The 10730-nt window shown below is 59.5% G+C and carries 13 protein-coding genes and 2 riboswitches; of the genes, 5 read left to right on the forward strand and 8 right to left on the reverse strand.

Annotated elements, in window-relative coordinates:
- Window positions 1-36: 36 nt before the first annotated feature.
- Window positions 37-459 (reverse strand): hypothetical protein, encoded by a 423-nt coding sequence (locus tag FYJ40_RS01625; protein ID WP_154514669.1) that lies wholly within the window; start codon window positions 457-459, stop codon window positions 37-39.
- 8 nt (window positions 460-467) lie between these two features.
- Window positions 468-558: riboswitch (SAM riboswitch) on the reverse strand.
- Window positions 559-826: 268 nt separating this feature from the next.
- On the opposite strand from FYJ40_RS01625, the gene FYJ40_RS09195 reads away from it, so the two are divergent.
- On the forward strand, window positions 827-1030 hold the full coding sequence (locus FYJ40_RS09195; RefSeq protein ID WP_154514667.1) for an AAA family ATPase: 204 nt from the start codon (window positions 827-829) through the stop codon (window positions 1028-1030).
- Here the strand turns inward: FYJ40_RS09195 and FYJ40_RS01635 are convergent.
- The 3 genes from FYJ40_RS01635 to FYJ40_RS01645 are packed head-to-tail and all read right to left on the reverse strand — an operon-like array spanning window position 981 to window position 2398.
- Window positions 981-1349, reverse strand: coding sequence for a type I restriction-modification system subunit M N-terminal domain-containing protein (locus FYJ40_RS01635; RefSeq protein WP_229770607.1), 369 nt, complete (start codon window positions 1347-1349; stop codon window positions 981-983). The two genes, FYJ40_RS09195 and FYJ40_RS01635, sit on opposite strands and share 50 nt — an antisense overlap.
- Window positions 1350-2183 carry a GIY-YIG nuclease family protein gene (locus tag FYJ40_RS01640; protein WP_154514665.1) on the reverse strand — a complete coding sequence of 278 codons (834 nt, stop codon included), beginning with the start codon at window positions 2181-2183 and terminating at the stop codon, window positions 1350-1352. It lies immediately after the preceding gene.
- 2 nt (window positions 2184-2185) lie between these two features.
- Window positions 2186-2398, reverse strand: a complete 213-nt coding sequence (locus FYJ40_RS01645) for a YlcI/YnfO family protein (protein ID WP_229770608.1) — start codon at window positions 2396-2398, stop codon at window positions 2186-2188.
- A 266-nt stretch (window positions 2399-2664) separates the two neighbouring features.
- Between FYJ40_RS01645 and FYJ40_RS01650 the strand changes: the two genes are divergently transcribed.
- The gene (locus FYJ40_RS01650) at window positions 2665-4194 is read left to right on the forward strand and encodes a hypothetical protein (protein ID WP_154514661.1); all 1530 of its coding nucleotides are present in this window, start codon (window positions 2665-2667) and stop codon (window positions 4192-4194) included.
- Window positions 4195-4493: 299 nt separating this feature from the next.
- On the opposite strand, the gene FYJ40_RS01655 is transcribed toward FYJ40_RS01650, so the two are convergent.
- From FYJ40_RS01655 to FYJ40_RS01665, 3 genes are all read right to left on the reverse strand, one after another.
- The gene (locus FYJ40_RS01655; protein WP_154514659.1) at window positions 4494-4916 is read right to left on the reverse strand and encodes a hypothetical protein; all 423 of its coding nucleotides are present in this window, start codon (window positions 4914-4916) and stop codon (window positions 4494-4496) included.
- Between the two features lie 8 nt (window positions 4917-4924).
- A riboswitch (SAM riboswitch) is annotated at window positions 4925-5015 on the reverse strand.
- Between the two features lie 297 nt (window positions 5016-5312).
- Window positions 5313-6002 carry a hypothetical protein gene (locus FYJ40_RS01660; RefSeq protein WP_154514657.1) on the reverse strand — a complete coding sequence of 230 codons (690 nt, stop codon included), beginning with the start codon at window positions 6000-6002 and terminating at the stop codon, window positions 5313-5315.
- 121 nt (window positions 6003-6123) lie between these two features.
- Entirely contained in the window at window positions 6124-6777 is a 654-nt protein-coding gene (locus tag FYJ40_RS01665; protein ID WP_154514655.1) for a transcriptional regulator, read from the reverse strand.
- A gap of 267 nt (window positions 6778-7044) precedes the next feature.
- Between FYJ40_RS01665 and FYJ40_RS01670 the strand changes: the two genes are divergently transcribed.
- Window positions 7045-7635, forward strand: a complete 591-nt coding sequence (locus FYJ40_RS01670) for a nucleotidyltransferase family protein (protein WP_154514653.1) — start codon at window positions 7045-7047, stop codon at window positions 7633-7635.
- Window positions 7636-7747: 112 nt separating this feature from the next.
- On the opposite strand, the gene yqeC is transcribed toward FYJ40_RS01670, so the two are convergent.
- Complete coding sequence (gene yqeC / locus FYJ40_RS01675) at window positions 7748-8485, reverse strand: selenium cofactor biosynthesis protein YqeC (RefSeq protein ID WP_154514651.1); 738 nt, start codon at window positions 8483-8485, stop codon at window positions 7748-7750.
- Window positions 8486-8587: 102 nt separating this feature from the next.
- Here yqeC and yqeB point away from each other — a divergent pair, with 102 nt between their 5' ends.
- Window positions 8588-9382 (forward strand): selenium-dependent molybdenum cofactor biosynthesis protein YqeB, encoded by a 795-nt coding sequence (gene yqeB, locus FYJ40_RS01680; protein ID WP_154514649.1) that lies wholly within the window; start codon window positions 8588-8590, stop codon window positions 9380-9382.
- 9 nt (window positions 9383-9391) lie between these two features.
- Window positions 9392-10435: an XdhC family protein gene (locus FYJ40_RS01685; protein ID WP_154514647.1), complete on the forward strand. Its 1044-nt coding sequence runs from the start codon at window positions 9392-9394 to the stop codon at window positions 10433-10435.
- Window positions 10436-10730: the final 295 nt, after the last annotated feature.

Raw genomic sequence — 10730 nt, forward strand, 5'->3', positions numbered from 1 at the left:
TGCCAGCTCAAAATTGTCGATGGCTCATCCGCCCGTCTACACCCCCGCAATCCCGCGGGCCGCGCTCAGCAGCTCGTACTCCCTCTGGCTCCACTGGTGCAGTTCGGCCGCGCGCACGGCGTCGCGGCACAGGTCCAGGAATACCTCGGCTCCCTCGCAGAAGCACTCGCGGGCAAAGGCGCCGGATCCGTCCGCAACGCACGCGCTGTCGGCGAAGAGCTTCCAGCTAGACGGCTCGCGCGAATCGTCTCCGAGCAGCTTGATCTGCAGCACATGCGGATTGCCGGCGGCGCAGAGCTCTTCCTCGAGCTTCTGTACCGTAAAGCGCATCTGGTGGGAGAGACTGCTCTTGACCATGGCCGAGGCATAGCCGTTCGGCTCGTCCAGAAGATGCATTCGTTTTGGCTTGGCTGCCAGGTTGTGGAAGTTGCGCTCGCTGCGCACGGAAAAATTGTCCATACGGACTCCTTTCATCGATGTTGGCAGGGCCACCGTGCCTCTTGGCCGGTTGGCGTCGGGATCGTGGAGCCAACTCTCTACCCCGACTCTGGATAAAACGCGCCCGCTCCTTGCGGGCACGATGGAGTCTATCAGCGCGCGCGGACACAAATCAAGCGCCGCCTGCGAAATGATGTGCAGACGGCGCTTGATTACGCGGCAATTATTCGGCAAACATTCGGAAAAGTGGCGAAATCAGCCTTATAAAAGTACGGAAAAGTGTCAAGTTGGAGCCGCCTAAATTACGGAAAAGTGTCGAATCGACCGTCATTTAACTACGGAAAAGTGTATCCTAGTGCTAAAACAGCACGTAACAAGGGGTGCGCTTATGCTGCAGAGAAAAGCGAAAGCACAGTTTGAATCTTGGCTTGCCTCGTCGCCTAACAAGGCTCTTTTGGTCAAGGGCGCCCGACAGGTAGGAAAGTCATATCTGGTCAACGTCTTTGCAAACGAATCGTTCGAAAATGTCGTGACGTTCGACCTTATCGCCGACGCGTCCGTGCGCGGCGTGCAGGATCGATATTGCGGCTGAAAGCGGAAAGCGCGTTGCGAACGTTCGAAATCTCGAAGTCGCCGCCCTTTGCCACCCAGGTGGAGAAGAGGTTGTCGTAGGCGATGAAGTAGCCGCACCCGCCCTTGACGAACTCGACTGTCTCCTCGTCGTCTTCCACCAGGCTGGGCAGGTTCTCCTCGGCGAAGTCGCGCGCCTTCAGGCGGGCAACCTCGGTCTCGGACAGGAACTTGTAGAAGATGAATCCCAGAATGTAGTCCTTGTACTCGTTAGCCTCGATCTTGGATCGCATCTTGTTGGCGGACTCCCATATCTTGGAGGCCAGCCGCTGCTTGTTCATCTAGTTTTCCTCACTTCTATAGACTTGGCTGAGCGTTTCTCCGTCGTCATTTACCCATTCGATCCAGCCGTTCTGGCTGCCGCCGAGCACGAACACCGCTGCGGCGCTGGGCGTCGGGAGCTCGAGGTCCTCGACGAGTTCTGCGATGCCGCCTGAATCGTCGAAGATTGCCCTGCGCACGGCCGCGACGCCCGCGTTTTTCAGCACGGGCCTCGAGAGATTAACTTTCGAGCCGGCGAGCACGGTGAAGCGCCCGGTGGCCTTGTCGTAGCGCCCCGCTCCGCGTATGCCATTCTGCTTCGTGTGGAAGATTGCCGGCGCACCCGCGGGACCCTGGTCGACCCCGTCGAGGTCGTACCCCAGAGCCGCCATCCTGAAGAGGATCCTCTCGTGCAGGCGCTCGACGGCCTCTTCCTTGTACGGGTCGACGTAGGGCTTGGGCGTCGCCGAGTTGTCGGTCTCGTACGAGCCGTGGGTGCGCACGTAGTCGATGGCCTTCGCTTCGAGGACGTCCAGCGCATCCCTGCTGATGTTCTGGTCGTCATCGAGGAACATGATGGCCTTGTTCCAGAACTCCTTCTTTGCCTTGTGTACGTCGAGCCGGGCGATGCCCTGGGTCGTCTGTCCGGCGTAGACGCGGCTCACGTTGCCGTGGTCCTCGTCGAGCAGGTAGTAGATGCCGCACTGCGGGATGTTCGGCAGCGACTTCGCCTCGGCGAGGTCTTCCCTCGGAACGACGACGGTCACAAGCGACTCGCCGTCGATGCGGCAGATGCGGATGCGGTTCGGCTGCGCGTCTATGAGCTGGACGGTGAGAGTCTTGACCCGGATCATGCTCACGCCCCTTTCTTCGCGAGCTCTTCGATCATGCACGTGCGCACGAAGGCGGAGAAGCTCATGCCCCGCAGGGCCGCCGCCTCCTTCGCAGCGTCGCGCAGGGTGTCGGGGATGCGAAGGGTCACGGAGACCTGGTCACCGTCCACCAGGAAGCTCCTGATCTCGGTCTCGTCGGGATTGCTCTTGATGAGCTCCTTGTAGCTGTCGGGCATCTGCGCTCCCATCGCTCGAAATGCAATACAAATGCGTTCGCAACATTATACTGCGACAAGTTTTGGGGCGAAGAAGGGCTCAAGAGTTTCTAGACTCTTTGGCCTAAAACACCGAGACTTGCGTCGCCACAAGGCTTACTGTATGTAACGGGGTCTGCAAACTTCCCGAATTCAATTGCCCTGATGAAGTATTACGCAAGTGCATCGAGGGGATATACAACTACTTCTATGGCATGGACCGCGCGGCATAGTTGTTGGAGGATGCAATGACGATTGACTTGCAAAAGTGTTTAGATAACCGCGAAGGCTTTCTCGTTACGGGAACTCATGACGAACTGGCCGAGCTCGTATTCTCAGATGAGTCGGATGAGTACGCTTTTGTGGGCGCTCGCGGTTTCTTTGACACCGGTAAGAAGCGCAGTCTTATTCCGGATGGTTACATCCTGCGCGGCGCCTTTGAGCTCGGGGACATCCTGTCTGGGACTTCGCTTTTCCTCATGCTTTATGTTTTCGCACGACCCGGCTTCGGAGAGTGTCGATTTTCGACGCTCAAGCTCAAGAAACCGCTTGTCGCCAAGGCGCGTGGCTCGCGCAGGACTGACAATCTCTGCAAGATTCCGGCCGATCGATTCAGCGACGATTATCTCGCATATCTTCGGGCGGTCGAAGATTATGCAAATGGAGGGACTCCCGACTGCCCCTCTAAGTGCGGAGCTTTTTACGGTATGCCTCCAAGCGAACTTATAGAAGGAAGATTTACCCCCGCATTCTATTCTCCTCGAAATCGTAAGATACGTAGCACGCTTGCGAGTTCAAAGACCGTAGAGCTTTCGGAAGTCGCCAGCATTCTTTTGCCGCGAAAGGTTAGCGACGCCGCCAGAAACGTCTTGGTTCTCAGGCCAAGAAACATTAGATTCCCAGTTGATCTTGACTCGTTGGAGCGGGGCGAGGCAACAACGGTGCCCCTGCGCAAGGGTGATATTGTCATGTGCCTCATTGGCGAGGAGAATCACGCCATCGTCTTTGACCGCGATGGGCAAGAGCCCGTTTATGCGGGCACGAGTATGGCTGTTATTCGTGCCAACGGGATATCTCCGGAGTATCTCTGCTTCTACCTTTCCAGCGATATCGCAAAGCAGGCCCTGTCATCGTTGGCAGGTGGCGTCATCATGAAGCGTCTAGCGCTTCGCGACCTCAGTGTTTTTCCCGTTGTCGAACCATCGATGGACGAGCAGTACTATCTCACCGAATATGCCATCCTGTCCGGACGTGCGCCGAGGAACTACCAAGACCTCGAAGGCCTAAAGGGTGCGGAACCGTCTGCGGCGGAAGAGATCCTTAACGCCGAAATCGCCGATAGGATTCAGGCATATAACGAGGAACAGTTACGCGCTTTCCTTTCCTCGGACATCCGTGAGCTAAATACTTGTTTTTCGCACGGCGCTTATAAGGCGTCAATCATCCTTGCCGGTTCCATTCTTGAGGCGGTTCTTATCGACTGGATTTCTGAAATCAAGCACGTTAACTACTTTGCGGAAAAGTATATGGTGCGGGACAGGAAGAGCGGCAAGATGAAACCCGCGGCCCTTATCGACTACATCAACGAGATTAAGTATCTGGAGAGGCCTCGTTGGATGAAGGAGGCGGACATGGCTCACCAGATTCGCAAGAAGAGGAATCTGGTCCATGCGAAACTTTGCATCGCTGCGGATGAGGTGAACGAAGAAACCGCGCGTATGGTTATCGAGTATCTCGACAAGGTTCTTCGAACCAGAGGGGCACACTGTCTAGGCTGATTTCGCTGAACTACACTCTCTCGTACCAAGCATTCAGCCATCTCTCAGCAGCCCTTCCAAGCCGCATGTCGCTCGAAATGTCGACGCAATCGTTGCTGGGTGCCGGTACTTCGGCAATCAGGTCGCGGAAGGCGGGCATGTCGTGATTGGCGAGCTACCGGCCGCTGCATATGCCGTTGTGGTTGCCCAGTTTAGATCACTGACACCGTGTGGCCTATGTGGCCGCGCGCGACGGTGGCTAAGGGCTACGGTATTGTCGTTTTGGCGACAATGGGGTACGCAAGTCTATTTCCGCCCGTCTACATCCCCGCAACCTCGCGCGCGGCACTCAGCAGCTCGTACTCCCTCTGGCTCCACTGGTGCAGCCCGGCCGCGCGCACGGCGTCGCGGCACAGGTCCAGGAATACCTCGGCTTCCTCGTAGAAGCACTCGCGGGCAAAGGCGCCAGATCCGTCCGCAACGCACACGCCGTCGGCGAAGAGCATCCAGCTGGACGGCTCGCAGGAGTCATCTCCGAGCAGCTTGATCTGCAGTACGTGCGGGTCGCCGGCGGCGCAGAGCTCTTCCTCGAGCTTCTGTACCGTAAAGCGCATCTGGTGGGAGAGGCTGCTCTTAACCATGGCCGAGGCATAGCCGCTCGGTGCGTCCAGAAGATGCATTCGTTTTGGCTTGGCTGCCAGGTTGTGGAAGTTGCGCTCACTGCGCACGGAGAAATTGTCCATACGGACTCCTTTCATCGATGTTGGCAGGGCCACCGTGCCTCTTGGCCGGTTGGCGTCGGGATCGTGGAGCCAACTCTCTACCCCGACTCTGGATAAAACGCACCCGCTCCTTGCGGGCACGATGGAGTGTATCAGCGCGCGCGGACACAAATCAAGCGCGCCTGCGAAATGATGTGCAGACGGCGCTTGATTACGCGGCAATTATTCGGCCAACATTCGGAAAAGTGTCGAAATCAGCCGTAAGAAAGTACGGAAAAGTGTCGGAATCGGCACCTCAAAAGTACGGAAAAGTGTCGAATCTGACGGTCTCAACATTCGGAAAAGTGTAACCGGATAACAAAACAGCACGTAGAAGCTGGTGCTACATATGGACGTTTCAGCCGCCCTCAGCCCTCGCTACTCGTCCCCGTCGTTGGGGTCGCCCTTGAGGTTGTTGACGTCGAGGTAGTCGTTGCTCTCGTCCTCTTTTTGCTGCGTTGCCGATTCGGACTCAACGGGGCTGCGGAACAGCTGGAATCCCTCAAACGCAATGACGCCAAGTAGCACCACGACAATCGCTATAAAGACAATCTTTGCTACTGGATTGAAATCCAAAAAGCGCGGCGCCTCTTCCGCGGCATAGTAGTCGCCATAATAATCGTCGTTATCAGTGTGGCTATCGGTGTATGAGGATGTGGGTATAGCTTGCGCATGGTCGTCCGGCTCGTATTCGGAAGCGGACGCGGCGACAAGCGGATTTACCGGCTCGCCGAGCGTCGGCGCGCCGGCAGATGTTTCGTCCAGATCGGCATCAGCCCAGGAATCGAAGGCAAGCTGACGGGTCGCAAAGTCGTCGAGATCTGCAACGCGCGGTTCGGGTGCAAGATGCTGAGCCGCGGCGATAAACGATGCCGTCTCGGAGGGATCGCCTGCCGAATGGGTTCCGTCGCTCATGAGCTCGTCGGCGGTCCAGGGGCGATCGCTCATCACGTCGTCGAGGCTCAACGCAAACAGATCGTCTTCGCCCTCGTCAAACACGCGTTTCGCATGCCTGGCGGCAGAAGCGAAGCCTCCGTGGCCGTTGCGCGATGCGTTGCTCGACCCCATCTTGTTCCATCCTTTCGAACTGTATCGTCCTTCGATTATATGGAACTTGCCTTGCGGCCGAGTCTTGGATTCGTGCATTCCAGAACTCGCGCCCAAAAGGGGAGGGGCGCAGGCGCGCTGACTATTTTTCGCCGGCGGCAGCCTTTGCCTCGTTGAGGTAGCTATAGAAGCTGTACTTAGAGATGCCAAAGAACTCGCAGGCACGCTCGCTCGACTTGGAAATGAGGAAGGCGCCGCGACGGTCGAGGTAGCCAATGGCACGAATGCGCTCATCTTTGGTCATAAGGGCTGCGGGCTTGCCCACGTATTGCTCGCACTCGCGCAGCAGATCTTCGAGCAAGTCGCCGATGGTTTTGGTAATGGGCTCGGGCTCGGTGTAGTCCGTGCCGCCGGTGCCGGTAAAGGCATCGAGCGAGCGCTCAAAAGCCTTCATGAGCGTAATGTCAAAGTTAATGCCCAAAATGCCGACGGGCTTGCCCTCGTCGTTGCGGATAAAGATGGTCGAGGACTTAAGCAGCTTGCCATCGGCGGTTTTGGTGAGGTATGGCTCGCGGTCGTTTACGTCGGTGGTGTCCTCGTGCATGGACTCAAACACAATATGGCTGGGACCGTCACCCAGTTTGCGCCCGCTGACGTGGCCGTTTTCGATCACTACGATGGAGTGGTCCACGTCCTCGGTCTCCAGGTCGTGGACGACGACTTCGCAGTTGGGACCAAACTGGAGCGCCAGGCCATGTGCAAGGCGCTTATAAAACTCAATCTGTGCGGGGGTCATCGGTGCCTTCCTAAAAATTAGTTTGGGCACACTTTGCCATAAACCCCACTTGTTCGCAAATAACGAAAGCGTCGCTGCGTTATGAGCGCAACACCGCCCGTTGGTTCCAGGCCTAAAGCCGGGCTGAGGTAAACCATGTAAAGGGGGCGCTCTGCCAACCGGCGGGGTGCCCCCTTTTTGCATCGTGGGCGTGCGGGATAAGCGCTTTCGATGTAGGTGCCCCGCGGCGCGCGTTATGGGTACGATGGCTTCAGGGGAGGTATCGCCATGAAACTTGGATGTGTCATTATGGCTTCGGGCGAGGGCAAGCGGTTTGGCTCTAACAAGATGCTTGCCGATATCTATGGCGAGCCGCTGATCGCGCGGACCATCGATTCGGTTCCCCGGGGCTTTGACGTTGTGGTTTCGACGCGTTGGCCCGAGGTTGCTCAGATTTGCGAGGGCAAGCATTGCCCGTGCGCGCTGCATGATGGTGAGCTGCGCAGCGAAAGCGTCCGTGCGGGCCTTTCGTGGGGAGTCGATCACAACTGGAAAGGTTGCCTCTTTTTGCCGGGCGACCAGCCGCTCGTGAGTTCGGATTCTTTTGAGGCACTCGCCGGTGCTTTTAAGGCCAACGGCGGTGTCGCGCCCGTGCGTCTTGCCCTGAACGGCGAGCCGGCCTCTCCGGTGCTGTTCCCCGCGAGCTTCTTTCCTAACCTTATGGGGCTTAAGGGCAAGGACGGCGGATCGTCGCTGCTGCGCGGCCGTGCCGATATCCAGTTGGTCGAGGCACGTGCCTACGAGCTGTGGGATGTCGACACCGCCAAGGGCCAGCGCCGCGTCTCAGAACACGTTGCGGCCTGCTGCGCGCCTCGCTAGCAGAAAGGGCGCCAGGGTAGCTAATTTGGGACGGGGCTCTTTTAGCTACCCTGCCTACCTGATGATTTTTCTCTCAACATGGGGTAGCTAAAAGAGCCCCGTCCCAAATTAGCTACCCCTGGAGGGTGGTGGCGACGACGGGGCGGCCGAGGGCAGCCTCAAAGCGGTCGGCCATCGTGGGGTCGCTGAGCGTGTCGACTTGGTTGAGCATGACGCGTGCGGCGTCGAGCCTCAGCGCCTGCATCTCGGCATTGAGCACCTGGGCGACGCGCTCGGGCGTGGCGATGTCGGTGGGCTCGCAGCCGCAACGCTCGCAAAAGAGCGCGGGGCGGTGGACGGCTTCGTTGATGGGCTTGCCGAGCCCCGAGGCGCCGACGATCCAGACGATGTTGGCCGTGCCAGAGGGAATCACCGGCTCCCAGGCGGCGTGGGCTTTGAGCGGGAGCCGCTTGCTGCCGTCCGCCTCGGCCAAGACGTAGTTAAAGCGTTGTTCCAGCTCGCCGAGCGGCTCGGCGGGGGCGGAGAGCTTGCCCGTCTCGGGGTCCAAGATGCCCGCCTGACAGATGCTTCCCCGCGCAAGGCCCGCGCAGGCCTCGCAGGTGCAGCCGGGGACATGTGAGGCGCCCGGCTTCCAAGGTGCGGCGTCCAGGCGACGACTCGACCCGTCCCATGGCACGCCGGCGACGGGAAACATATGCGTGGTGGTGCAGAGGAGCACGCGGCCGCCCGCGCGCATAAGCTCAAGGCCGAGCGCCTTTAGCAAGGTCGACTTGCCACCACTGCCGATAATTGCGGTGATGCCCGGCTCGAGCTTGAGCGTGGAGGCAAGGTTTCCACTCGTCGTTTCCATCTGTTCACCGCCGTATAATACTGTGATAATAAATAATCATCAGAGTAGCGGTCGAACCGCTTTTGCTCTGTTCAAACCGTAGCACAGGGAGGTGCCCCGGAAATGCTCGTTTATGTTCGCGGCGCCGGCGATATCGCCACGGGCGTGGCTGCTCGTCTGGTGCGCGCCGGCGTGTCGGTCGTTATGGCCGATATCGCGGTTCCCACGTGTATCCGTCGCACGATCAGTTTTTGCGAGGCCATTCGCCTGGGCGAGGCCCAGGTCGAGGGCATTCGCGCTCGCTTGGCGCAGACGCCGGCAGAGGCGCTTGCAATTACCCAGGCCGGAGATGTCGCCGTCGTGGTGGATCCCCAGGCCAAGATGCTCGGCGAACTTAAGCCCGCTGCCGTGGTCGACGCGATCCTGGCCAAGCGCAACTTGGGCACCACGCGCGATATGGCGCCTGTCGTCATCGCCGTAGGACCGGGTTTTACCGCGCCGGTCGATTGCGATGCCGTGGTCGAGACCATGCGTGGGCATTTCCTCGGCCGCGTCATCACCCAAGGCTCGCCCCAGCCCAATACGGGCGTGCCGGGTGTCATCGCCGGGTATGGCAAGGAGCGCGTTATCCACAGCCCCGCCGCCGGTGTGTTTAGGTCCGACCGCGCGATCGGCGACATCGTGAGTGCCGGTGATGTGATTGGGTATGCGGGTGATGCGCCCATGGTCACGCAGATTGACGGCTGCTTGCGTGGCCTTTTGGCCGACGGCGTTCTGGTGACCGAGGGCTTTAAATGTGCCGACGTCGACCCGCGCGGCGACGCCAGCTATATCAACTATATTTCGGACAAGGCGACCTCGGTCGGCGGCGGCGTACTCGAGGCGCTCGCCATGCTCACCGACGTTTTTGGGGGATAGGAAGCGACGATGGAAAAGCTCGATGTGGTGAATGCTGCGCTTGGCGCTCTGAAGGCTGGTAGGACGTGCGAGCTGGTGGTAGTTGCCGGCACGGCAGGGTCATCGCCGCGCGGCGTGGGCGCTTGGATGGCTGTCTTTGCCGATGGCAGCCAAGCGGGCACCATCGGCGGCGGTAAGATCGAGCTCTTTGCGCTGGACGAGGCGCGCGAGCTGTTGGCCGCAGGGCAGTCGCGCCTGGTCCGCTACACCATGGGCGGCGAGAACTCCGATACCGGCATGATCTGCGGCGGGGCCATCTGCCTGTGTTATCTGCACCTGGATGCATCGCAGGCGCCGTTGTTCCAGTCGGTTGCCGACGTCTTGGCGTATCGACGCATCGGCGACTTCGTCATCGACTTTGAACCGTTTATCGCAAGCGCGCTCGAGGGCGATGTGGCCGAGTACCATGGCGAGGAGTCGCGCCGCACCATTGTGGGCTGCCCCGGGCTTTCGCTGACGGAAGAGGGGAGTAAGGTCACCTACACCAACGCCGCCTCCGAGATTCCCCCGGCGCACATCGAGACGCTCTGCCCCGAGGGCCTGACCTACATCTTTGGCTGCGGTCACGTGGGCGCCGCGACGGCGCGCGTGCTCACGGCGGCGTGCTTTGCCGTCGTGGCGTGCGATGACCGCCCCGGCACGTTAACACGCGAATGGGTGCCCGGCGTCTACGACCGTCGTCTGGTCGACTACAAGAACCTGGACGAGTCGTGCCCCATCGGTCCGCGCGATCTGGTAGTCGTCGCCACGGCGGGCCACAAGTCCGATATCGATGTGGTGATTCAGGCCTTGCGCGCCAAGCCCGCCTATTTGGGTTGCCTGGGTTCGCGCCGCAAGACGGCCTTTGTGCGGGCTCGCTTGGAGCAGGAGGGCTTTACGCAGGACCAGATCGACGAGCTGCACCTGCCGATCGGCGTTGCCATTCAGGCCGAGGACCCCGAAGAGATCGCCATCTCCATCGCCGCCGAGATGATTCATCTGCGTCGCACCAAACTCGTCCCCCGCAAGCGCTAGTCGCATCCCAGGGGTAGCTAATTTGGGACGGGGCTCTTTTAGCTACCCTGCCTGCTCGATGATTTTTCTGGGACGGGAAAAAATCATTAGGTACGCAATGATTTTTAAATCCCCGTCCCAGAAAAATCATCTCGAGGCGTTCGCTCACTGTTGGGTAGCTAAAAGAGCCCCATTACAGTTTGAGTCGTCCGAAAGGGCGGCTCTTTTCCGTTGCACGGCTATACGATTGAGCCGTACCGGTGGTCGCTGGCCGACCGCCCCGGACGGCCGTCAGCCCCTGCCCCGTAGAGGGCCC

Source organism: Collinsella sp. WCA1-178-WT-3 (M1), from assembly GCF_009696325.1.
Lineage (GTDB): Bacteria > Actinomycetota > Coriobacteriia > Coriobacteriales > Coriobacteriaceae > Collinsella.